Origin of the sequence: Bacillus sp. L_1B0_5 (assembly GCF_000836715.1) — a bacterium.
In the GTDB taxonomy this organism is placed as follows: Bacteria; Bacillota; Bacilli; order Bacillales; family Bacillaceae_G; genus Bacillus_A; species Bacillus_A thuringiensis_S.
Map to the genome: position 1 here is coordinate 65,907 of NZ_JXIS01000026.1, position 22,664 is coordinate 88,570.

Consider the following 22,664-nt stretch of genomic DNA (forward strand, 5'->3'; position numbering starts at 1 on the left):
TTGTTACGCCCTTTTTTGTTTTGATGGAATCATTGTATGAATACGGTCTACAACAGCATCTGTCGTTAAACCAATTTCTTCTAATAATTTTGTTACACTTCCGTGCTCTATGAAGCGGTCTGGAATACCCATTCGTTCAACTAATGCACTATGGTAACCATTTTCAGATGCAAATTCAACTACTCCTGTTCCAAAACCACCGATTAAACAAGCTTCTTCAATCGTTAAAATCGGTATATTCTTTCCTAGAAGATCATGTAAATATGCTTCATCCATTGGTTTAATAAAGCGAGCATTCACTACTTTCACTGAAACTCCAGCTTTTTCAAGACGCTCAGCGGCTTCCATTGCCATTGGTATTGTCGTACCAAACGTTAAAATAGCTGCTTGTGTACCCTCTTTTAACGTCTCCCACGTACCGATTGGAATCGCCTTTAATTCTTCATCCATAGGAACGCCAAGTCCATTACCGCGCGCATAACGCAGTGCGATTGGTCCATCTTCATATTGCATTGCCGTATAAACTAAATGTTGCCCTTCATTTTCATCTTTCGGCATCATAAGCACCATATTTGGCAAGTGACGTAAGAATGAGATGTCAAATACACCTTGATGCGTTTCACCATCTGCTCCTACTAATCCTGAGCGATCTATTCCGATGAAAACATTTAAGTTTTGGCGGCATATATCATGAACAACTTGGTCATATGCTCTTTGTAAAAATGTCGAATAAATTGCTAAGAATGGCTTCATTCCTTGCGTTGCCATACCTGCTGCCATTGTTGTAGCATGCTGCTCTGCAATACCTACATCAATCATACGATCTGGGAATTCTTTTTGGAATTTCTCAAGTTTTGATCCAACAGGCATTGCAGGTGTAATTGCTACGATACGCTCATCCGCTCTCGCTAGCTTAAGTACTGTTTCACTAACAACAGCACTCCATGCTGGTGCAACTTCTTTCGGCTTAACGAAGTCACCTGATTCAATTTTATAAGGTCCTGTTCCATGCCAAGTTCCAATAACGTCACTCTCAGCCGGTTTATAACCTTTTCCTTTTTTCGTAATAACGTGAACAAGTACTGGACCTTTTGTTTTCTTTGCATATTGCAACGTTTCGAATAACTTTTCATAATCATGCCCATCGACTGGACCTAAATATGTAAAGCCTAACTCTTCGAAAAAGACACCAGATACTAGTAAATATTTAAGACTATCTTTTATTTTCTCTGCTGTCGCAGCCACTTTCCCACCAACTGCTGGGATTTTCTTTAATATATACTCTAATTCATCTTTTACCCAGTGATATTTTCCTGCTGTACGTAAACGACCGAGTACATTATGAAGCGCACCAACGTTTGGTGCAATCGACATTTCATTATCATTCAAAATAACAATCATGTCTGTTTTTTCATGTCCAATATGGTTCAATGCCTCTAAAGCCATTCCGCCTGTTAAAGCACCATCCCCAATAATTGGTATAACATATTCTTTCGTTTTCTTTAAATCACGTGCCAGAGCCATTCCCATTGCAGCCGATAACGACGTTGAGCTATGACCAGTTTCCCATACATCGTGCTCACTTTCGCAACGTTTCGGAAAACCACATAGACCTTGATATTGCCTTAATGTACCAAACTCTTTCGCGCGTCCAGTTAAAATTTTATGTACATAGGATTGATGTCCTACATCCCATAAAAATTTATCTTGCGGGCTATCAAATAATTTATGCAGAGCAATTGTGAGTTCTACTACACCTAAATTAGGTGCAATATGTCCACCTGTTTGAGAGAGCTCTTCAATTAAAAACTTACGAATATCCTCACTCAATCCCTCTAGTTCACTGATAGACATATCTTTCAAAAAACTAGGGTTTTGAATTTGCGTTAGATCCACATGGATCACTCACTTTCATTTCATAATCTGTCAACATGTCAAATATTATAAAAAACATTTACACAAAACAAGAAATTCTCTTTTCTATTTTTCGTCTTGTCCCGCTATTAACCAGTCTATTGCGCCTTAATCCTATTATAAACCATATTTCTTTAGGCGATGAAAAAAATAGCCGCTAACACGAAGTGATAACGGCAATGTAATCTACATATATTTTTGCCAATAACAAGAAAAGAAAAACCTTTTCCTACATTTATATCATAAAATGATGAATGACTCAACAAATGAAAACGCTGTTATATTAGTTATTACGTTTTGCAATCAAATCGCAAATAGATAGTAAATATTCATCTTGTAATTGCAAGGAGCTAATCGCACCTTTTGCTTCTGCAATTGTTTCTTCTAAAATATCCTTTGCTCTATCTACAGTAAACAACGTCGTATATGTGCTCTTTTCATTAGAAAGATCGCTACCAATCGGTTTTCCAATCTCTTCTTCGGTTCCTTCGACATCTAAAATATCATCTCGAATTTGGAAAGCTAGACCGATATATTTGGCAAACGTAAGCAACCTTTCTTCTTGCTCTTCTGTCGCATCAGAAAGTATCGCACCCGCAAGTACAGCAAATTCAAGCAGTTTTCCGGTCTTATGTTTATGGATGTACTCCAATTCATCAATCGTAAGGCGTTTCCCTTCAGCTTCCATATCTGCCACTTGTCCGCCAACCATTCCTTCTGGTCCTGCTGCTTTTGCAAGTTCAAGTACAAGTCTTACTTTTTTTTCGGCAGAAATTTCTTTTTGTTCATATGCCATAATAACTTGAAAAGCATACGTCAATAAGCCATCTCCTGCTAAAACTGCCATCGCTTCACCAAATACTTTGTGATTTGTGGGCTTTCCTCTTCTTAAATCATCATCATCCATACAAGGTAAATCGTCATGAACTAACGAATATGTATGAATCATTTCAAGAGCACAAGCTGCACCTACTCCAAGATTTCTTTCTTTCCCGAACGCTTGTAATGTTGCAAACAAAAGTAACGGGCGGAGACGTTTTCCACCCGCTTCCAAAGAATATGCCATCGCTTCACGAAGTACATTTGGACATTGTAATTCATTTGCATAGCTTACAAGTTTCTCTTCTACGAAAGTTTTACTTTCCTTCAAAAAAGTATCAAAAGCAATCGTCACTATGCTTCATCTCCTAAAGCAGTAAACGGTTCAAGCTCTCCATCTTCCCCAAGAATAACTGCCATTTGTTCTTGTACATTCTTCAACTTCTCATCACAAAGCTTAGATAATTCCATACCCTCTTTAAAATAAGAAATTGCTTCTTCTAAAGGTACGTCACCTTGTTCTAGCTTAGAAACAAGATGCTCAAGTTGCGAAATTGCCTCTTCAAAGCTTAATTTATTTTCCATTATTCAATTCACGCTCCTCTATGCCTGATACGCTACAATCTAGTATTCCATCTTGTAATTGAACTGAAACAGCATCTCCAAGGCTTACATCTTTCACACTTTTTAACACTTGCTTCTCTTCATCATATACAAGCCCGTACCCTCTCATCATTACTTTAAGCGGACTTAACGCTTCAAGTTTTTGAGCAGCTCTTACAAAGGCAAATTCTTTCGTTTGGAGTAACGTTTGCATTTCACGTTGTAATTGCTTTTGCAACGTTTCAACAGCTACCTTCGTTTGCATAATTTTTTGAGATGGGTGGTGCTTCTCTAAATAAAATGAAAGTTGCTTTAACTGATTCACCTTTTTATCAATATAGCGCTCTTTCGCTAAAACAAGCTGTTCTAGCGCTCTATCTAATTGCTCTTCCTTTTGCTCATATACTTGTCTTGGATAACGGAACGCATACGATTTTTGCAACACTTGTAGTTTTTCTTCTTTTTTATGTACTAACTCTTTCATTGCTCTTTGCAATCTCAGAGTTCTTTGTAATACCTTTTCTTGTAACTCTATAATGTTAGGTGCTGCTAGCTCAGCTGCTGCAGTCGGTGTTGGCGCGCGTAAATCTGCAACAAAATCTGCGATTGTAAAATCCGTTTCATGGCCTACTGCCGAAATAATAGGAATTTCACTCTTAAAGATTGCTCTTGCAACCATTTCCTCATTGAAAGCCCATAATTCCTCAATAGAACCTCCACCACGACCAACGATTAGTACATCTATCTCTCCCATTTCATTCGCTGTACGAATCGCTTGTACAATCGAGGGAGCCGCTGACTCCCCTTGTACAAGTACCGGAAATACAATAACATTCCCAATTGGATAACGACGTTTAATCGTTGTTATAATATCACGAATCGCTGCTCCTGTTGGCGACGTAATTACACCTATTGTTTTAGCGTAAGGAGGAATTGTTTTTTTATAAACTTGAGAAAAAAGTCCTTCTTCTTCTAAACGAACTTTTAACTGTTCGTACGCTAAATGTAAATTTCCGACTCCGTCAGGCTGCATGTCTTGAATATAAATTTGATAAGAACCACTCGCCTCGTAAACAGAGATTTTCCCTTTCACGAGTACCTTCATCCCATTTTCAGGTTTGAATTTAATATTACGATTATGACCCGCAAACATAACCGCTGCGATTCTTGCATTTTCATCTTTCAATGTAAAATACATGTGGCCACGGCTATGATTTTTAAAGTTGGAAATTTCACCTTTTAACCAAACAGACTGCAAATGCGGATCATATTCTATTTTTGTTTTTATATAGCGTGTTAACGCTGTAACGGTTAAATATTGCTTCTCCATTTCTCTCTCCTCATAGCCGACTCAAATTATTTACAAACGACACCTGTACGTTTGGCAGATTCAACAGTATTATGAAGAAGCATTGTGATTGTCATTGGACCAACACCCTTTGGCACAGGTGTAATGTAACCCGCAACATCTAACACGTTGTCAAAGTCAACATCACCACAAAGTTTTCCTGTTTCTAAACGGTTAACACCAACGTCAATTACAACCGCTCCTTCTTTAATATAATCCGCTGTTATCATTTTAGGTCGTCCAACAGCTACGATTAAAATATCAGCTAACTTCGATAACTCTTTCATATTTTGCGTCTTAGAATGACAATATGTGACAGTTGCATTTTCATTTAAAAACAATTGCCCCACTGGTTTACCGACAATATTACTTCTTCCAATTACTACTACATGTTTTCCAGAAATATCAAGATTTGTTTCTTTTACTAATTCTACAATACCATGCGGTGTACATGGAAGGAATGTATCTTGTCCCGTCATCATACGTCCCACGCTGATTGGGTGAAATCCGTCTACATCCTTTTCTGGTGAAATTCTTTCAATGATAGCTTTTTCTTCAATATGTTTTGGTAAAGGTAATTGCACTAATATGCCATTAATACGGTCATCGCCATTTAAGCGATCGATTTCAGCAAGCAAACGTTCCTCAGTAATTGTTTCAGGAAGTTCAATTAGCTCTGAGTAAATCCCTACTTGTTCACAGCCTTTTTCTTTTCCTTTCACATAAGAACGAGATGCTGGATCTTCTCCAACTAAAATAACTGCTAATCCTGGTACAATACCTTGCTCTTTCAACTTCACAACTTCTTCTGTTAATTGTGCTCGTTTTTTCTCCGCAACTTCATTTCCTTTGATGATTACTGCTACCATTTTAAGATTCCCCCTTAAAGAATTTACAGTGTATCTTTTATATTAGATAAAACGCCGTTAATAAAACGACGAGATTCCTCATCCCCAAATGTTTTAGCAATTTCAATTGCTTCGTTAATTGTTACGTTGTGTGGAATTTCTTCCATGTATTTCATTTCATACACAGCTACACGTAAAATACTGCGATCAACAATGCTAATACGCTCAAGCTTCCACTTTTTTAAGTTTTGACGAATCGCTTCATCGATTGCTTCTTTATTTTCTACAAAACCTACTACAAGTGACTCTAGAAACTCATTTGTTTCTTCGCCTTCATCTAGCGTGTTTTCCACTGCTACTTTCGGTTCTAATTCACCTGTAATATCCATTTGGTATAATGCTTGCATTGCTCTTTCTCTAGCCGTCCTACGTTTCATTGTAACTCTCCTTTATGCTTCAAGTCTTTCCTTATACTTTGTTATATTATTATAATTTATAAGCCGTCAATTCACTTACTCTTACAGTTTTCATTGATTTTCCAACCTTATAATACAATGATAATAACACAATTTATCGTTTCACACACGGGTTACAAGGCTGAAAAATAATAAAAAGATTAACTTCAAGTTCCATATCTTATCACAATGTACGTTTTTTGGAAAAACGACACATTTTCTTGTTTATTTCTTATTTTTTGAAATAGTATAATAATTAGAGGGTTGTAATTTGTGAAGAAATGAAACGATAAAAAAGATGCCTATGTTACTAGGCACCTTTTCATTCTTACACTGGTTCGATTTCTGTTTTTTGTGTTTCGAATGTTACGCCAACGATGTGAACATTCACTTCTTTTGGCTCAAGTCCTGTCATTGTAAAGAGTGCTTGGCGAATATTGTCTTGAATCTTTTGTGCAACAACTGGAATTGCTACACCAAAATACATTACAACATAAAGGTCAACGATAATATCTTCGTTTGCTAATTCAACCTTTACACCTTTACCGTGATTTTTCTTACCTAACTTCTCAACAACATCTGTAGCAAAATTACCGCGCATTGCCGCTACACCTTCTACTTCAGCAGCTGCAATACCTGCAATTACTTCAATTACTTCTGGTGCAATTTCTACTTTACCAAGAGTTGTATCTTGACCCATATCTAACATATGTTCAGCCATGAAAAAAACCTCCTTTAATGTATCACTGCGTCACAAGTTCATGCTCTTCCAAAAATTTCGTATTAAACTCACCTTTTACAAAATCAGGATGATCTAGCAATTGCAAATGGAACGGGATTGTTGTATGTACGCCTTCAATGACAAATTCACTAAGTGCGCGCTTCATTTTTGCAATTGCCTCTTCACGTGTTTTTCCGTGAACAATTAATTTAGCAACCATCGAATCATAGAAAGGTGGGATTGAATATCCCGGATATACAGCTGAATCGACGCGAATACCAAATCCTCCTGGTGGTAAGTACATTTCTACTTTACCTGGAGATGGCATAAATTTTTTGGCAGGGTTTTCCGCATTAATTCGACATTCAATTGCCCAACCATTAAATTGTACTTCTTCTTGCTGTAACGATAACTTTTCTCCTGAAGCAACAAGAATTTGTTCTTTAATTAAGTCCATTCCCGTTACCATTTCAGTAACCGGATGCTCAACCTGAATTCTCGTATTCATCTCCATGAAATAAAAGGTTTTCGTTTTATATTCATAAATAAACTCAACCGTACCAGCACCTGTATAATCAACCGCTACCGCCGCTTTAACTGCCGCTTCACCCATCTGCTTGCGAATATCTTCATCAAGTGCAGGTGATGGACTTTCTTCTAATAGTTTTTGCAAACGGCGCTGAATTGTACAATCACGCTCTCCTAAATGAATGGCATTTCCGTGTGTATCTGCCATTATTTGAATCTCAACATGGCGGAAATCTTCAACGTACTTTTCTAAGTATACACCAGGGTTCCCAAAAGCGGTACTAGCTTCTTGCTGTGTAATTTGAATTCCTTTTATAAGCTCTTCTTCATGGCGTGCAACACGAATACCTTTTCCGCCGCCACCTGCAGTCGCTTTAATAATAACTGGATATCCAATTTGATTAGCAAGCTCGATCGCTTCTTCGGTATTTTTAATAATCCCTTGTGAACCTGGTACAATCGGAACCCCTGCTTCTTTCATTGTATCACGAGCAACGTCTTTTGTGCCCATCTTTGAAATAGCTTCTGGACTTGGACCGATAAAAATCAAGTTACATTCACGGCATAACTCTGCGAAATCTGCATTCTCTGCTAAAAATCCGTATCCCGGATGAATAGCATCGCAGCCTGTTAACTTCGCAACGCTAATAATGTTCGTCAAATTTAAATAGCTTTCTTTCGAAATCGTTGGTCCTACACAATACGCCTCGTCTGCAATCTGTACGTGAAGTGACTCTTTATCTGCTTCTGAATAAATTGCAACTGTTTCAATATCCATTTCTTTACAAGCACGAATAATTCGTACAGCAATTTCCCCACGATTGGCTATTAATACTTTTTTTATCATCACAAAGACTCCCTTATTACGCTTTTACAAGAAATAGCGGTTGTCCATATTCAACAAGCTGTCCGTTATTAACAAGAATTTCAACAATTTCGCCCTCTACATCAGCATCAATTTCGTTAAATAACTTCATAGCCTCGACAATACATACGATAGAATCTTTCGATACTCTATCCCCAACACTTACATATGGAGGTGTATCAGGCGAAGAAGAAGAATAGAATGTACCTACCATCGGTGATGTGATCTTATGTAGATTTTCATCTTGCACAGTTTTCTTCTCTTCTTGTTTTGGTGCTTCTGCTTGCGCTGCTGCTACTGTCGTTTCAACTTCAACAGGCGCTACTGGTTGCATAGCTTGTTTTGCTGCAGGTGCTTGCACAGCAACAACTTCATTACCACGCTTTTTCATTTTGATTGTTGTACCGTCTTTTTTGTATTCAAATTCATCAATATTAGAGCTATCAATTAATTTAATTAATTCACGAACTTCTTGAATTTTAAACATGTAAAATCCACTCCCATACTCTTGTTTGTCCCGTTTTTACAGATTCTCGTCACGAAAACTAGATTGACTGTAAAAATACGATGTATTCTATTAGAAAATATATTTCATTAACTAATAGAAATATTTACTATTTCCATCTTACGATAAATTTTTTAAACATTCCAATTTATATTTCTTTATAATAAATCGAAACTCCTGTAAAAATATTATTCCAATAAAAATTTAATACCTAGTAATAATACCAAGTTTCACATGAAATTGGCAAGACCACTTCTTAAAAAACATTCACTACTTTAGCAAAACGTTACACAGCAAACATGCCATTCCCTCTCTACTCTTCACCACACCTATAGTCAATAACATATTTTTACCAAATATTATTTTTTTGTTTACACGCCGTTCATCATTCCTTCATATAAGAATAGTATGTTCAAAGTGTAGAAAATATATTGTGTCGAGGTGTGGAAATATGATATGGCTCATTCTCTTTTTACCTGCCGTAATCGTTTGGGCATGTGTTCTTTGCATCCACGTCAAATACGGAAAAAGTAATCATCAGTACCATGAACCATTAATCTTTTACTCACAACGTGTTTCTCCATTCCGAGTTGAACATAGTAAAAATAATTACAAAGACGAAATAGAAAAAAGCTATCGAAAATGATAGCTTTTTTCTATCCACACGTTTACTTACATACTCTATTTTACTATTTGCATACCCTTTGCTTAGTAAAAAGTAATAATCCGCAAGGAACCCCCTACGGATTAAAGTTTCACTTATTTCGCCGGTGGATCAAATTTCACACCTACATCTTTTGATCCGCCTTCACTTCTTACAAGTTGAATAATTTTATTTGCTTCTTTCTGTGAATGTTTTGCCGCTTTAACCGTTACTCTAATATCAGTACCATCAGCTCTTACAAGAGCATCTGGATATCCTCCTTGAGATTTAATTACTGTCTCAAGTAATTCTTGCTTCGTTTCCATTGTAGTGATTGCATCAAAGTTATCTTTCGCTTTACTCTTTTCTGTTGCTGAAGATTTCGAAGAATTCATCACTTCTTGTAATTTTGCTTTCGCTTCACTACGTTGATCTTCCATTTGCATACGTAAAGCTGTGAAATTCTCATCACTTGATTGAACTGATACATTGCCCTCTTTTTTACTTGTTTCTTTTTTAGTATTTTCTTTTTTGTCTGTTTCTTTATTCGTTGTTTCCTTGCTTGTATTTTCTTTTTTCGGAGTTTCTTTAGGTGCTTCGTTTGTTACTGCTTTATCAGTACCTTGTTTTTCTTGTCCAATCTTTTCACCTGTTGCTGGCGATGCTGTATTCATTTTGTCAGGAGTTGTCACGTAATACACCGATAGTACAACAACTAAACTTAACATCGTTAATAGCCAAACTGTTTGTTTTTTTAACACTTTATTTCCTCCCTATCAATTTTTCGGTGAAACTGAAACGCGATGGGCCGGTACATCTAGCAGCCTTATCACAGCTTCTTTTACCATTGCTTTAACTTGTATATTATCCACTCCCTTTGCTACGACAAGAACACCACGTACTTTCGGCTTCTCTGTTCGTAAAACAACAGGAGTTTCTTTATCCCCTTCACGTATAATGACTGTCTTTTCATCAAGAGACTCGTCCTCTACTTCTCTTTTACCGCCTGTTTTATCTGTTTCACCTGTTGTTTGTGAGCGTTTCACTGTATTTTTTTCTAAAATTTTTTCTTCAGATGAATCTAAATTCACTTTAATCGTTACGTCTTTTACTCCTGCTATTTCTTCTAAAGCAGCTTTTAATTCTTGTTCATACGCTTTTTCATATTTTTCTACATTTGACATACTATCATTACTTTTTTGTCCGAAAGTTGGTACGTCTTTTTCTTGATTTTGAGTTTTTTGTTCTTTAAATACAGGTACTTCTTCTTTTTTACTTGAAAAGAGACTACTAGAAAACATAAGCAAAATTCCAAGTATGAGTAGGACAAGTAAAAACTTAGGTGTTACCTTTTTACCCTTCTCGTTGCTTTCTTTTTGATCCCCATTCAATAAGTTTCGAAAAAATGAGAACTTCGAATTTTTATCTTTATTGTCCATTTACTCTACCTGTCCTCCCTTCCATTTGAACTTGGATTTGTTTACCCTCTAGCTGCCACCTGCTTGAAAAGAAATCTTTCATTTCTACATTCGTTTCTTCCACTTTTTTTGGAGGCTCTTTCGTGTTAATTTCAATTGGCTTTACTGTTTCGATTGCATCATTTTTACTACGTTCTTTTTCTTTCAACGTCACAACAACAGATTGAATATCTTTCGCTGACTTTACTTCTTCTATATTTTCTGCTGCGACTATTTGTATTTCAGAGACAGTCATACCATACTTTTTCTCAAACTCTTTCCCTACTTCTTTTTTCATTTTGGTAGCCATCTCTTCTAAACTATATGCACGTGTTAGAGCTTGTATTTCTTTTTTCTTCGAATCTATTGAATTTTTTACAGATCCTTCTGCTACGTACTTTTCTTCATTAAAATTTGCAATTACTTCATTTACATCTGTCTGCAATAGTTTAAAAAGAGGCGTTAAAATTAATACAACTAACAAAAGACTTACAACGAATTTAACGTACTTTTGCAAATTCGAATTTGGAAGAATAAGATGAAGCATTGTCGCTAAGAGCAAAAAAACGATAATATTTCTGATCCACTCTGTAACAAATTGCATACTCTTCACCTCCTACCGCATCATAAGTGTAATATTCCCCGCAGCAATAATAATTGTAATACTTAAAAAGAACATAAATGATACGATAGCTAAGCAAGCAAATACGTAAATGATACTTCGTCCAATAATGTCTAAGCATTGAATAATTGCTCCGCCGCCAACCGGTTGCAATACTGCTGCTGCGAATTTATAAATAAATGCGATACAGAAAATTTGAATCGCTGGAAAAGCAACAATTAAACATAAAATGACGAGCCCAATAATTCCGACTGTGTTTTTCAATAATCCTGATGCGCTAATAACAGTATCTGCCGCTTCCGTAAACATCCTTCCAACTACTGGAATGAAGTTTCCTGTTACAAATTTAGCAGTTTTCACAGCTATTCCATCAGCAACGGCTGTTGCTGTTCCTTGTACAGATAATACTCCTAAAAAAATTGTTAAAAAGACACCGATAATCCCTACGCTAACGTTTTGCAGAAGCTTGGATAATTTCGTCACTTTATATTGATCACTCATTGTACTTACAATACTTAATATCGTTGCCAGTAATAAAAGTGGTAGAACGATATAATTCATAAGAAGCCCACTCGTATTCATTAAGAAAATGATAACCGGATGAAAAAATGATACAGATACAACCCCGCCCCCAGTTGCTATAAGCGCCAGCAAAATTGGCAATAACGCTAATATGAAATCTACCATTGTTTGTATCGTTTCTCTTGCATATGTCATAACGACATAAAAACTATTTAAAGCAAAAATAATAAGTACCATATATACAACAGCATCAGCAATTTTACTTACGCTACTTTTTGAAAAAGCGGATTGCAGTGATTGCAACAATGCACTAAAGATTGTGAGCATAATAAGTGTGCCAAGCAGTTTTCCATTAGCAGCAAGCTCATGAAATAAATATTTTAATAACCCTATCATCCACTCTTTTAGAGAGAATTCTTTTTCTCCCTTTACAAACTCCATAAAGCTCCCTTTTTGACTCTCTGGCAAATAGCCTCCATATTTTGTAACAAGACCGTCCCAAAATTGCTTCACATCTTCAATTCCGAGCTTATCCAATTGTTGATCAACGACGTTTGTTTCTACAGGAGAAGCTTGTACAACAACCGGTAAAGAAAAGAAAAGGAAGCAAGCAAATAGCAGCTTAGCTCCAAACCTCCTCAACATTCACTCCCCCTTATCCCGTCGGTAAAAATCCGAGAATAGTTTCAATTACAACCGTCAAAATAGGAATCGCCATAACGAGAATTAAGATTTTCCCAGCAAGTTCAATTTTCGAAGCGATGGCACCTTGACCAGCATCTTTTGTAATTTGGGCTCCAAACTCAGCAATATAAGCAATTCCAATAATCTTTAGTAACGTTTCCACGTAGACGTTACTAACTTTCGCTTCACTTGCTACTCTCTCAATCATTTGTAAAATAGAATGAATTTGATCGATTAAAATAAGAAACATCACGCTACCTACGAACACAATAAATAAAGATGTAATACTAGATTTATGCTGATTCAAAACAGCAGCTAAAAACGTAGCAACGAGGCCTAATCCGACAATTTGTATAATTTCGATTCGAACCGCCTCCTTTACTGGAAGAGAAAGACACTTTTAATCTTGTCAAATAGCGTATTAATTAAAAATGCAACATGAAATAAAATGACGACAAAACCGACAAGGATAACCCAATTTGCAATATCCTCCCGCTTTAATTCTTTTAGTACAGTATGAATGAAAGCTAAAACAATGCCGATTCCGGCGATTTGAAATATTAATCCAACATCAATGGACATCGCCTTTCTCCCCCCTATAGCAGTAAAATTACAATAAGTAGCCCTGCTAGTACCCCTAAGCTCTTGATCATTTTTTCGTATTGCAGTTGTAATGCTTTCGCTTCTCCTTCTTCTCTCTCCAAATGTGTAATACATAAGCGAATATGTTTTTGTTGTGATTCACGATCATGTTGCCCGAGCGTTTCACCAAATTGCTGCAGTATTTCATACTCAGTTTGTTGAAATGCGGTTAACTTCCAGTTCTCTTTCAAACTATCTATCCACGCTTCTCTTACTGTTTGTTCTCCACTTTCTAGTTTTTTAGCGAAACTTTGAAATATCCAATTTAATGGCTTCGGCATTTGTTTCACTAATCGCTCGGCAGCTTCAGATAAAGGTGTGTGTCCATACATAATTTCTGCTTCTAATGATTGTAATGCCGCCTTTAATAACCTAAGTTGCCGCGGTCTCTCACTGTACCTTTTAGCGTATGAAAATCCGAAAAAGGTGCTGACAGCAACTATTAATACCGCACCAAATATTTTCACCATACGCCTTGCGCCTTTTTATGAGGTAGTACTGGTTTTCCAGCTCTATCTTTCACTTGCATTACCGTTCCTGGACCTCTCGCTTTTGACAATTCCACAAACCTGTCAAACACCCCAAGTTCCAGCACCGCTTTTAGTGATGGCCGCTTTACAACATCTTCATAGGAAAATCCGTGTGCACTTATAAAAAGCTGAACACCTGCATGCACCGCTTCCATAATTGCTTCACTATCTTCTTTACGGCCAATTTCATCTACGATCAAAATATCAGGACTCATAGAACGAATCATCATCATCATTCCTTCAGCCTTTGGACATGCGTCTAACACATCGACTCGTGTGCCAAAATCATATTGCGGGATTCCTTTCACACAGCCAGCAATTTCTGATCGTTCATCAACAATCCCCACTTTACAGGAAGGAATTTCCGAAGCACTTACCCCTTGACTCATGCAGCGTGCCACATCTCTTAAAAGTGTCGTTTTTCCCGTTTGTGGAGGGCCAATTACCATCGTGTTTAACCATCTTGTTTCATACAAATATGGCAAAAGCGGTTCAGCAATTCCTATTTTTTGACGAGCGATACGAATATTAAAGGAAGAGACATCACGAATCATTTTCACTGCGCTTTTTTCTGTAATGACTTTTCCCGCTAACCCGATTCTATGCCCCCCGCGAAGCGTCACATACCCACGTTTTAATTCCTCTTCCATCGTATAAATTGAGAATTGACTTAACTTATTCAATAAGTAAATAGCATCCTCTGCAGTAGTGATATAGTCATAAAAAAATACCTTTCCATGCGCAATACACTCTAGCGGTCTTCCAATTCGAACACGAATTTCCTCTAAAGCATCGTATTGCTTACATTCTTCAATTAAGTACTTCATCGTTTTTGGTAAAACTTCTAATACCTCTTTCATCGGCTTCTCCCCACTATACTCGACTTACTATTTCAGTAATGCGATAAAAATACAGCAAATTCCAAGCGCTAGAAAAAAGAGCTTCAAGAAAGAAATTTCACTTGCTACACTCGCTATCCCAATTGTCATTGTTAAAATTAATACGGTAGGTCCAACAAACGCTAACATACCATTTATAAACAACGCTTTCTTCGCATCATTCACATAAAGCATAAGCAAAGCAGCAAATATCTCCGCACTACCTGAAAATAATCGAAGTGCTCCCATAACAAGCACGGATGTTTCCATTGCCGCTAGCCACTGTTTCATTCTTCCACCTTCTCCCGTAACAGTTACTAACTTCGTATTCTTAAAAAGAATATATTTGTACAACCATATGCAGAGGTTGTCTATTTCAGAAGTAAAAACATAATTTTTCTCTAAAGCCCGAATTAGAATCTGAATATTCATATTATTTTGTGGTATATTATGGTATATTTAGTTTGAAAGGGGTATAAACCATGCAGCACGTTACTTTATTACCACTCGATTTACGCTATACAAATGTGATTTTCGAGCTATCAAGTGATCCACATATAAAAAATGCATTAGGGATAACGGTAGAAAACATCGAAGACACAAAAGCATTTCTTCTTTTCGCAATAGAAGAAGAACGCCAAAAGAAATCCTTATCGAGAATGATTGTGAATGAAGAGAATGAAATAATTGGCCTCACCACACTTAAACATATTAATGATGAGAAGAAGCAATCTCACATTGGTAGTTGGCTCGGCTATCCGTACTGGGGAAAAGGCTATAACGAGGCTGCTAAAAAAGAAATCTTTAAAATCGCCTTTTTAGACTTACAACTTTCCTACGTATTTGCTGGTGCTAAAACGAATAATATCCGCTCGTTAAAAGCACAAGAAAAACTACCTTATATTTCATTGCATGTGGAAAACAAGTTTCCAGACGAACACGCTGCACTAGAGAAAGAAGTAAAGTCGACTTGCTCTCTGCATGTCGTGTCACGTGAAAATTTTTTAAACTGGTTGGAATTACAGAGTGAGGAGGAAAAATATGAAGGCATTGAAAATTAGTTTAACCGTTGTAGTAGAATTAGCTCTTATTTATCTTTTTTCATTGTTGGTCGGTTGGTCATTTATAGAGACCTTTTTCCTTGGTAGTTTAGGGATATTTGCAATTATGTGGTTAATTATTATGAGTAACCATAGAAATAACATTACAGATCACGCAATAAGTAAAACATTAACTGGCGTTGAGACTGGCGAAATAAAACCATTTCAAATTGTTTTGACTCCATCTATTATGGCTACTCTTTCACTTGTTTTAGTAAGTTTTATTATAACCACTATTTACTATCTACCCTATTTCCTATAAAAAAAGCACTCGTGATTATCACGAGTGCTTTTCTACTATGCACGAGAAACGTATTTACCTTCACCAGTGTTGATGATAAGCATTTCGCCTTCGTTAATGAAGATTGGTACTTGTACAACAAGACCAGTTTCTAATGTAGCTGGTTTTGTTACGTTAGAAGCAGTATCACCTTTAATACCAGGCTCTGTTTCTGACACTTTTAATTCAACTGTATTCGGAAGTTCAACACCAAGTACTTCGCCTTGGTAAGTCATGATTGCTACTTCCATGTTTTCTTTTAGGAATTTAAGCTCGCGCTCGATTTGGTTTTCACCAAGCTCGATTTGCTCATAAGTTCCGTTATCCATAAATACGTGAGCCTCACCGCTTGCGTATAAGTATTGCATACGACGGTTTTCGATGTGTGCTTTTTCTACTTTCTCACCTGCACGGAATGTTTTCTCTTGAACAGAACCTGTGCGAATGTTACGTAGTTTAGAACGAACGAATGCAGCACCCTTACCTGGCTTTACGTGTTGGAAATCAAGTACTTGCCAAAGCGCATTGTCCACTGAAATTGTTAAACCTGTACGAAAATCGTTTACTGAAATCATGTAAAAAAATCCTCCTGTGTATTACAAAATAATAAGTTCTTTTGGTGATTTCGTAATTACTTCATTACCTTCACTTGTCACAATGATATCATCTTCAATACGTACGCCGCCAATACCTGGAATATAAATACCTGGTTCTACTGTTACAGCCATACCTGGTTCAAGTACTGTATCAGAACGGAACGCTAAACCTGGTGCTTCATGGATTTCAAGACCTATTCCATGACCAGTAGAGTGCCCAAAGTATTCACCATATCCTTTTTCCGTTATGTAGTCACGCGTTAGCGCATCAGCCTCGCGACCTGTTAAACCAGCTTTAATACCGTTCACACCACGTAGTTGTGCTTCTAAAACGATATTATAAATTTCTTTTAATTTATCAGATGGTTCACCGACTGCAATCGTACGAGTAATATCAGAGCAATATCCTTTATAATAAGCGCCGAAGTCTAATGTAACGAAATCTCCTGTTTCTATCACTTTTTCAGATGCCACGCCGTGCGGTAATGCCGAACGAAGACCTGAAGCAACGATAATATCAAACGAAGAAGATGTTGCTCCTTGTTTTCTCATGAAAAATTCAAGTTCATTTGACACTTCAATTTCAGATACTCCCGGGCGAATGAATGATAGAATATGCTCAAAGGCAGCATCTGCAATCTGTGCAGCTTCCTTTAATATCTTAATCTCTGAATCAGTCTTTATCAAGCGTAACTTTTCTACAAGTCCAGAAGTCGGGATAAATTCAGCATCAATCGCTTCCTTATGCGCTGAATAAGAACTATATGTAAGAGTATCTTGCTCAAAACCAAGCTTTTGAATTCCAAGCTCTTTCACTTGCTTTGCCACTTCATCAATGATCAATCCTGCGTGCTGTACAATCTCATATCCAACCGCTTGTTTACTTGCCTGCTCGACGTAACGGAAATCTGTAATAAATTGAGCACGCTCTTTTGAAATAAGAACTACACCTGCTGTTCCTGTGAAGTTAGCCATATATCTACGACTATGTTCATTTGTTAACAAAATACCGTCAATGCCAGCCTCATCAAACGCACTTCGTAATCTTTCAATTTTCTCCATTACTTTATGCCTCCCTCAATTTCTCCATTAATGCAAATAACGCTAACTTATAGCCATAAAAACCAAATCCAACAATTTGTCCTGCACAAACAGCTGCCGTCACAGATTCGTGACGGAACGATTCACGCTGATGAATGTTAGAAATATGTACTTCAATAACAGGAATCGAAATGCTCGCAATGGCATCACGAATCGCATAGCTATAATGCGTAAATGCTCCTGGATTTAAAATGATCCCTTCATATATATCTTCCGCTTCATGAATAATGTCGATAATGGCACCTTCATGATTCGATTGGAAACATTCTAACTCCACTCCCATTGTTTCTGCTTCTTGCTTCATATCTGCTTCAAGTGTCGCTAGCGTGCCCTTCCCATATACATTTACCTCACGAACACCGAGGCGATTTAGGTTAGGACCGTTTACGAGAAGTAACTTTTTCATATTCTTAAAACTCCTTAATATTAAATATCTATACAATATTTTAACATAGGAGTTACTTATTTGAATAGTTCGTCTTCTCTTGCCCTTCTTGTTCTACTTTATTGCTATTTACTGCGTAAGAAACAGAATATGCTATAAACACACCATACAATATAAAAATACATATTGTCGTCACAATTGTCTCTTTTGGTAAATGGAGCGCACTTTTAATAACAGGGGCCATTAAACCCATCCCCAAAAACAGCAATGCCCACCAAAATAGCCCATAAATAATTCCCGGAATAATCCCTTCAAACTTCGCAAAAAATGCTTTATACAAAAAGGCAATCAAAATTGAAAGAAGTCCCATACACACTATTCCTGACACATTGCCCCATACACCTTCTTTCCAACTTCCAAACGCAAATGGTAAAAGGAAATAATTCGGTCCCGCCTCCGTAAATGAAAATATATGAAGGAAATACCATATCCCGCCCCAAAAGATTCCACCAAACAAACCAATCTGCACAAAATTCCTTGTTCCTAATTGTTCTTGACTCACATCGACACCTCCACTCAATAGTATGCCCGAAACTATTTTGAAGCATGTTTAAATCCTGCGAAATTTGTCTATAAAAAGAATAAGAAATGTCCGACTCTCATAACATTTTCCCTTGTCATCTACTTGTATTTGCCGATAAAATAAAGGAAACTCGGTGATTGTCTTATTTCAAAACGACAGAACCCAGTATGACAATTGCCTCTTTTTCTACATAAGAGAGAAACAAATACAGGTTGGTGTTAACATGGCAGAAGAGTCAAAACAAATATATGGCGGGCAAGCGGTCATAGAAGGAGTTATGTTTGGCGGTAGAGAATATACTGTTACAGCGGTTCGTCGTAAAGATAAATCGATTGAATTTTATCGATTACCACGCGTTCGTAATAAAGTATTATCTACGCTGAAAAAAATTCCATTTTTACGAGGGATTGCCGCTATTGTGGATGCAAGTGCGAATGGAGCAAAGCATTTAAACTTCGCTTCAGAACGATTTGACGTCCACCCAGAAGATGATGAACAAATTGCAAATAAAAAAGAAGAACAATCAAAATTAACGATGGTATTAGGAGTTGCAGCGGTTGGCGTTTTATCTTTCATATTCGGTAAAGTCATCTTCACAGCAGTTCCTGCACTATTAGCTGAATTAACGAGACCGATTTTCCCATCTCATACCGGGCAAATCATTGTCGAAAGTGTCATTAAGCTCATGCTATTATTGAGCTATATATACTTTATTTCTTTAACCCCACTTATTAAGCGGGTATTTCAGTATCACGGTGCGGAGCATAAGGTAATCAATGCTTACGAGAATAACCTTCCTCTGACTGTAGAAAACGTTCAAAAGCAAACTCGTCTCCATTATAGATGCGGCAGTAGCTTTATTATATTTACAGTCATTATTGGAATGTTCGTTTATTTCCTCGTCCCTACAGATCCTCTTTGGGCACGAGTTATAAACAGAATTTTATTAATTCCAGTTGTACTTGGTATTTCTTTCGAAGTATTGCAATTTACAAATCGATTACGAGATATTCCCGTATTACGCGTACTTGGATATCCTGGATTATGGCTACAACTATTAACAACGAAAGAACCAACAGATGATCAAGTGGAAGTAGCAATTGCATCGTTTGAAGAATTATTACGTTTAGAGAACAAACAATAATTATTTAAAAATGGTGTTCAACTCCTTTCCTCATCGTTAATATACTAATTTCAATATATGTTTTTAGGAGGTGTTCCTTATGAATGGTCGTTCGTTTACTTTCGCTATATTTGTGCTTATTATCGGATTGGCAATATTCGGCCTTGTTTCATCTGTTATTACAAATCCCATGGGTGTATTAAGAAATATCGGGTACATGTTACTTGTTGTCGGTATCTTTTATTTGCTATACAAGATGTTTACAAATTCCAGTGGTTCTGCAAATTCGCAAAGCTCATATAAGCGTGCGGCAAAACAATCGAACCGCAAACATGGGAAACAAAATGTAGCACCCCTAGGCAATTCTTTCTTTAAGTCAAATACTTCTAATGACAAAAGTAAAAAAGGGGATTCTTCCACTTTGAAACGAAAAAGAAAACAGTCTCATTTAACTGTCATTGAAGGCAAAAAAAGCAAAAAGAAAGACCGTGCTTCCTTTTAGGAAATACGGTCTTTTTTTATACTTTGAAGCACTTCTTTTAAACTTTTCTCTCTCATACTTTCAATTCGAAGATGATGATTTTCAAATGGTAAATTCCGTGTCACATCATTAGGTACAACAACGCACATTAATCCCGCTGCAACTGCTGCTCTCAATCCATTTAATGAATCTTCAAATACAACAGCTTCAGACGGCTTAATTCCTAACTCTTCTATTGCAACTCGATAAAGAGCTGGATCTGGTTTTACCTTCTCAACATCTTCCCTCGTTTTAATTACTTCAAAATATTCTCGAATCTGTAGCTCTTCTAAAAAATGAATAACCCATTCTCTAGATGAACTAGAAGCTAGTGCGATTTTCAATCCCATTTCTTTCGCTTCTTCTAAATATTCTTTTACCCCGTCACGCGCTTCTGGTATTTTCATTTTCTCTTTATGTAAAGTTGCCACTTTTTCTTTTAATACACTTTTGTTAAACTTCTCTTTTAATTGATCATTTAAATATGCAAAAAGCACCTCATCTGTTGTTCCAATGCATTTCGCAAATTCCTCTAAAGGTAGCTCTCCGCCGTATTCACGAACAGCATCTCTGAAAGAGTGAAACCATATCGTTTCTGTGTCCACAATTAATCCATCAAAATCAAAAATAATTGCTTTCATAATTCTCCCATCCTTTTCGAATTGAAATAAAAAAGGAAACGCCATCCGTTCCCCTTAATTACTTTTCTCTTCATTTGCTTTTTGAACACCACGAAGTGTTTCCACTCGAACCTCATCTTGTTCAAAGTATTGTACTAAATCACCGATACGGTCAATTGATTCCCAACTTAAATGATGTTCAATTCCTTCTACATCATTATAAATTTTGCTTTCATCCACACCGATAATGCGCATAAACTGTTCTAACAATTCATGTCGATATACGAGACGTTCCCCGATTTTTTTACCTTTTGATGTTAATACAAGCCCTCTATATTTTTCATAAATTAGATATTCGTCTTTGTCTAATTTTTGTACCATTTTTGTTACAGAGGATGGATGTACACTAAGCGCTTCAGCAATATCAGATACACGGGCATAACCCTTTTCATCAATCAACAAATAAATTTGTTCAATATAATCTTCCATACTAGGGGTAGGCATCGGTTTCCTCCATCCAATTTCATTTTGCTTATTCCGTACGAAGCAATCAATAAAATGATACACCAGAAAGAATAACGTGACAAGGTGGAAACGAGCCTAAATCTGCAAAAGTGAAAAGAACCTGCATTCAAATACAAGTTCCTTTCATGTAAAATATTGAATTTCTGCTTCAGGAAAAAAGTGATGAATATATCCTCGAATCGTTTCTTCCAATACTTCTGCATCATCTTTTTTATATACATATTTCCCAATTCCATATCGTCCCCATTTATACTTTCGCTTCTCTTCATCCATTTCAAGCTTCGTATTTGGATAACGCTCTTGAATAACCTTTTTTGCTGGTTTCGTAAAACGATGCTGAATTAATTCAAACGTTAAATTTGGTATCGTCATATCTTTCAGCGCATTGTACAGTCGTTCAAATAATTCGCGGTATCCTTCTTCCCATCCCTCATGCATATAAAGTGGTGCAACTATAAAACCAAGTGGATAACCTGCACCTGCTACTTTACGAGCCGCCTCAATTCGCTCTTCAAACGGCGATGTCCCTGGTTCAAAATTTTTAATTACATATCGTGAATTTATACTAAACCTGAAACGAGTTTTCCCATTATGCTTTGCATCTAATAAATGATCAACATGCGAATATTTCGTAACGAAACGTAAACGCCCATATTCACTTTCTCCAATGAATTCAATCGTCCGCTTTAATGCATGTGTTAAATGATCAATCCCAACAATGTCTGATGTACACGCCGCTTCAAATCTTGTTATTTCAGGTTCTCTTTCATCCATATATTGCTTTGCCTTCTCAAATATTTCATCGAGATTCACATACACGCGAACGTAAGGCTTACTCCCAAGTGTCGTTTGCAAATAACAATAATGACAATGCCCCATACACCCTGTTGCGAGCGGGATTGCATATTCAGCTGACGGTTTTGACGTATCAAACTTTAATGTCTTCCTCACCCCAACGACAAGCGTTGCCTTTGCATTACGATACTTTTGCAAATCATTTTCTCCTGGTAAATTTCTAATTTGATTATGTGATGTCGTTTCACGAATTTCTAATCCCATCTTCGTAAACTTCTCATAAAGCTCTTTTCCAAGCGGATATTCAAGTGCCTTTGGTTCAAAGTAAATGAGTTTTGGCATAAATGGTTTCATGTGCTTCCCTCCCTCTCGTTAGTATGGGAAACGTTGAAAAATTAACACTCATTAAAGTTTTCCACTTCAGTAACTTGCGTTGCAAGTTACTGAATGTT

The 22,664-nt window shown here is 36.8% G+C and carries 30 protein-coding genes; 5 read left to right on the forward strand and 25 right to left on the reverse strand.

The features are described 5' to 3' along the window. Positions 1-3: 3 nt before the first annotated feature. The 9 genes from dxs to accB form a co-directional block, all read right to left on the reverse strand. A complete protein-coding gene (dxs, locus tag RT27_RS09555; protein WP_016080324.1) occupies positions 4-1,896 on the reverse strand; it encodes a 1-deoxy-D-xylulose-5-phosphate synthase in 1,893 nt (630 codons plus the stop codon). Positions 1,897-2,197: 301 nt separating this feature from the next. Then, positions 2,198-3,088 carry a (2E,6E)-farnesyl diphosphate synthase gene (gene ispA, locus RT27_RS09560; protein WP_029443280.1) on the reverse strand — a complete coding sequence of 297 codons (891 nt, stop codon included), beginning with the start codon at positions 3,086-3,088 and terminating at the stop codon, positions 2,198-2,200. Beyond that, a complete protein-coding gene (xseB, locus tag RT27_RS09565) occupies positions 3,088-3,318 on the reverse strand; it encodes an exodeoxyribonuclease VII small subunit (protein WP_000428423.1) in 231 nt (76 codons plus the stop codon). The genes ispA and xseB overlap by 1 nt, the downstream gene beginning before the upstream one ends. Next, positions 3,308-4,666: an exodeoxyribonuclease VII large subunit gene (gene xseA, locus RT27_RS09570; protein WP_016080322.1), complete on the reverse strand. Its 1,359-nt coding sequence runs from the start codon at positions 4,664-4,666 to the stop codon at positions 3,308-3,310. The genes xseB and xseA overlap by 11 nt, the downstream gene beginning before the upstream one ends. Positions 4,667-4,692: 26 nt before the next feature. Beyond that, the gene (folD, locus tag RT27_RS09575) at positions 4,693-5,553 is read right to left on the reverse strand and encodes a bifunctional methylenetetrahydrofolate dehydrogenase/methenyltetrahydrofolate cyclohydrolase FolD (RefSeq protein ID WP_043935926.1); all 861 of its coding nucleotides are present in this window, start codon (positions 5,551-5,553) and stop codon (positions 4,693-4,695) included. A gap of 23 nt (positions 5,554-5,576) precedes the next feature. Beyond that, positions 5,577-5,969, reverse strand: coding sequence for a N utilization substance protein NusB (nusB, locus tag RT27_RS09580; protein WP_000830247.1), 393 nt, complete (start codon positions 5,967-5,969; stop codon positions 5,577-5,579). 346 nt (positions 5,970-6,315) lie between these two features. Then, entirely contained in the window at positions 6,316-6,708 is a 393-nt protein-coding gene (locus RT27_RS09585; RefSeq protein WP_000807630.1) for an Asp23/Gls24 family envelope stress response protein, read from the reverse strand. A gap of 22 nt (positions 6,709-6,730) precedes the next feature. Next, positions 6,731-8,083, reverse strand: coding sequence for an acetyl-CoA carboxylase biotin carboxylase subunit (gene accC / locus RT27_RS09590; protein WP_000592870.1), 1,353 nt, complete (start codon positions 8,081-8,083; stop codon positions 6,731-6,733). A 16-nt stretch (positions 8,084-8,099) separates the two neighbouring features. Beyond that, positions 8,100-8,588, reverse strand: coding sequence for an acetyl-CoA carboxylase biotin carboxyl carrier protein (accB, locus tag RT27_RS09595; RefSeq protein ID WP_000472863.1), 489 nt, complete (start codon positions 8,586-8,588; stop codon positions 8,100-8,102). Positions 8,589-9,057: 469 nt separating this feature from the next. On the opposite strand from accB, the gene RT27_RS33125 reads away from it, so the two are divergent. Further along, complete coding sequence (locus tag RT27_RS33125) at positions 9,058-9,252, forward strand: DNA recombination protein RecO (protein WP_082044912.1); 195 nt, start codon at positions 9,058-9,060, stop codon at positions 9,250-9,252. A gap of 113 nt (positions 9,253-9,365) precedes the next feature. On the opposite strand, the gene RT27_RS09600 is transcribed toward RT27_RS33125, so the two are convergent. Genes RT27_RS09600 through RT27_RS09640 form a run of 9 tightly spaced genes read right to left on the reverse strand, consistent with a single transcriptional unit; the run spans position 9,366 to position 14,875 of the window. Then, positions 9,366-10,010: a SpoIIIAH-like family protein gene (locus RT27_RS09600; RefSeq protein WP_000914711.1), complete on the reverse strand. Its 645-nt coding sequence runs from the start codon at positions 10,008-10,010 to the stop codon at positions 9,366-9,368. Between the two features lie 15 nt (positions 10,011-10,025). Further along, positions 10,026-10,688 carry a stage III sporulation protein AG gene (gene spoIIIAG / locus RT27_RS09605; protein ID WP_000368888.1) on the reverse strand — a complete coding sequence of 221 codons (663 nt, stop codon included), beginning with the start codon at positions 10,686-10,688 and terminating at the stop codon, positions 10,026-10,028. Next, on the reverse strand, positions 10,678-11,310 hold the full coding sequence (gene spoIIIAF, locus RT27_RS09610) for a stage III sporulation protein AF (protein WP_029443282.1): 633 nt from the start codon (positions 11,308-11,310) through the stop codon (positions 10,678-10,680). Before spoIIIAF ends, spoIIIAG begins: the two co-directional genes overlap by 11 nt. Before the next feature lie 12 nt (positions 11,311-11,322). Then, a complete protein-coding gene (gene spoIIIAE / locus RT27_RS09615) occupies positions 11,323-12,495 on the reverse strand; it encodes a stage III sporulation protein AE (protein ID WP_000946113.1) in 1,173 nt (390 codons plus the stop codon). Between the two features lie 10 nt (positions 12,496-12,505). Continuing rightward, the gene (gene spoIIIAD, locus RT27_RS09620) at positions 12,506-12,889 is read right to left on the reverse strand and encodes a stage III sporulation protein AD (RefSeq protein ID WP_077393170.1); all 384 of its coding nucleotides are present in this window, start codon (positions 12,887-12,889) and stop codon (positions 12,506-12,508) included. A gap of 23 nt (positions 12,890-12,912) precedes the next feature. Continuing rightward, positions 12,913-13,116, reverse strand: a complete 204-nt coding sequence (spoIIIAC, locus tag RT27_RS09625; RefSeq protein WP_000020914.1) for a stage III sporulation protein AC — start codon at positions 13,114-13,116, stop codon at positions 12,913-12,915. Positions 13,117-13,130: 14 nt separating this feature from the next. After that, positions 13,131-13,646 (reverse strand): stage III sporulation protein SpoIIIAB, encoded by a 516-nt coding sequence (spoIIIAB, locus tag RT27_RS09630; RefSeq protein ID WP_016080319.1) that lies wholly within the window; start codon positions 13,644-13,646, stop codon positions 13,131-13,133. Continuing rightward, positions 13,640-14,566 carry a stage III sporulation protein AA gene (gene spoIIIAA, locus RT27_RS09635; RefSeq protein WP_016080318.1) on the reverse strand — a complete coding sequence of 309 codons (927 nt, stop codon included), beginning with the start codon at positions 14,564-14,566 and terminating at the stop codon, positions 13,640-13,642. The genes spoIIIAB and spoIIIAA overlap by 7 nt, the downstream gene beginning before the upstream one ends. A 27-nt stretch (positions 14,567-14,593) precedes the next feature. Then, positions 14,594-14,875, reverse strand: a complete 282-nt coding sequence (locus RT27_RS09640; RefSeq protein ID WP_000816050.1) for a YqhV family protein — start codon at positions 14,873-14,875, stop codon at positions 14,594-14,596. Between the two features lie 191 nt (positions 14,876-15,066). Here RT27_RS09640 and RT27_RS09645 point away from each other — a divergent pair, with 191 nt between their 5' ends. Both RT27_RS09645 and RT27_RS09650 read left to right on the forward strand, forming a co-directional pair. Further along, complete coding sequence (locus tag RT27_RS09645; protein WP_043935928.1) at positions 15,067-15,645, forward strand: GNAT family N-acetyltransferase; 579 nt, start codon at positions 15,067-15,069, stop codon at positions 15,643-15,645. Next, positions 15,626-15,946 (forward strand): hypothetical protein, encoded by a 321-nt coding sequence (locus RT27_RS09650; protein WP_043935930.1) that lies wholly within the window; start codon positions 15,626-15,628, stop codon positions 15,944-15,946. The genes RT27_RS09645 and RT27_RS09650 overlap by 20 nt, the downstream gene beginning before the upstream one ends. A gap of 35 nt (positions 15,947-15,981) precedes the next feature. Here RT27_RS09650 and efp read toward each other — a convergent pair whose 3' ends face one another. From efp to RT27_RS09670, 4 genes are read right to left on the reverse strand one after another with little or no spacing between them, the layout of a single operon-like run. Continuing rightward, a complete protein-coding gene (efp, locus tag RT27_RS09655; RefSeq protein ID WP_016080316.1) occupies positions 15,982-16,539 on the reverse strand; it encodes an elongation factor P in 558 nt (185 codons plus the stop codon). Between the two features lie 21 nt (positions 16,540-16,560). Then, positions 16,561-17,622 carry a Xaa-Pro dipeptidase gene (gene pepQ, locus RT27_RS09660; RefSeq protein ID WP_016080315.1) on the reverse strand — a complete coding sequence of 354 codons (1,062 nt, stop codon included), beginning with the start codon at positions 17,620-17,622 and terminating at the stop codon, positions 16,561-16,563. 4 nt (positions 17,623-17,626) lie between these two features. Further along, the gene (gene aroQ, locus RT27_RS09665; RefSeq protein ID WP_000735140.1) at positions 17,627-18,067 is read right to left on the reverse strand and encodes a type II 3-dehydroquinate dehydratase; all 441 of its coding nucleotides are present in this window, start codon (positions 18,065-18,067) and stop codon (positions 17,627-17,629) included. 52 nt (positions 18,068-18,119) lie between these two features. Beyond that, positions 18,120-18,608 carry a YqhR family membrane protein gene (locus RT27_RS09670; RefSeq protein WP_043935931.1) on the reverse strand — a complete coding sequence of 163 codons (489 nt, stop codon included), beginning with the start codon at positions 18,606-18,608 and terminating at the stop codon, positions 18,120-18,122. 244 nt (positions 18,609-18,852) lie between these two features. Between RT27_RS09670 and RT27_RS09675 the strand changes: the two genes are divergently transcribed. Continuing rightward, positions 18,853-19,773 (forward strand): DUF1385 domain-containing protein, encoded by a 921-nt coding sequence (locus RT27_RS09675; RefSeq protein ID WP_000807121.1) that lies wholly within the window; start codon positions 18,853-18,855, stop codon positions 19,771-19,773. Positions 19,774-19,852: 79 nt separating this feature from the next. Beyond that, a complete protein-coding gene (locus RT27_RS09680) occupies positions 19,853-20,254 on the forward strand; it encodes an SA1362 family protein (protein WP_016080312.1) in 402 nt (133 codons plus the stop codon). Here RT27_RS09680 and RT27_RS09685 read toward each other — a convergent pair. From RT27_RS09685 to splB, 3 genes are all read right to left on the reverse strand, one after another. After that, positions 20,251-20,913 (reverse strand): HAD family hydrolase, encoded by a 663-nt coding sequence (locus RT27_RS09685; RefSeq protein WP_029443288.1) that lies wholly within the window; start codon positions 20,911-20,913, stop codon positions 20,251-20,253. The two genes, RT27_RS09680 and RT27_RS09685, sit on opposite strands and share 4 nt — an antisense overlap. 54 nt (positions 20,914-20,967) lie before the next feature. Then, positions 20,968-21,396: a transcriptional regulator MntR gene (mntR, locus tag RT27_RS09690; protein WP_001143080.1), complete on the reverse strand. Its 429-nt coding sequence runs from the start codon at positions 21,394-21,396 to the stop codon at positions 20,968-20,970. Between the two features lie 144 nt (positions 21,397-21,540). Further along, entirely contained in the window at positions 21,541-22,566 is a 1,026-nt protein-coding gene (gene splB, locus RT27_RS09695; RefSeq protein ID WP_043935932.1) for a spore photoproduct lyase, read from the reverse strand. Between the last annotated feature and the right edge of the window lie 98 nt (positions 22,567-22,664).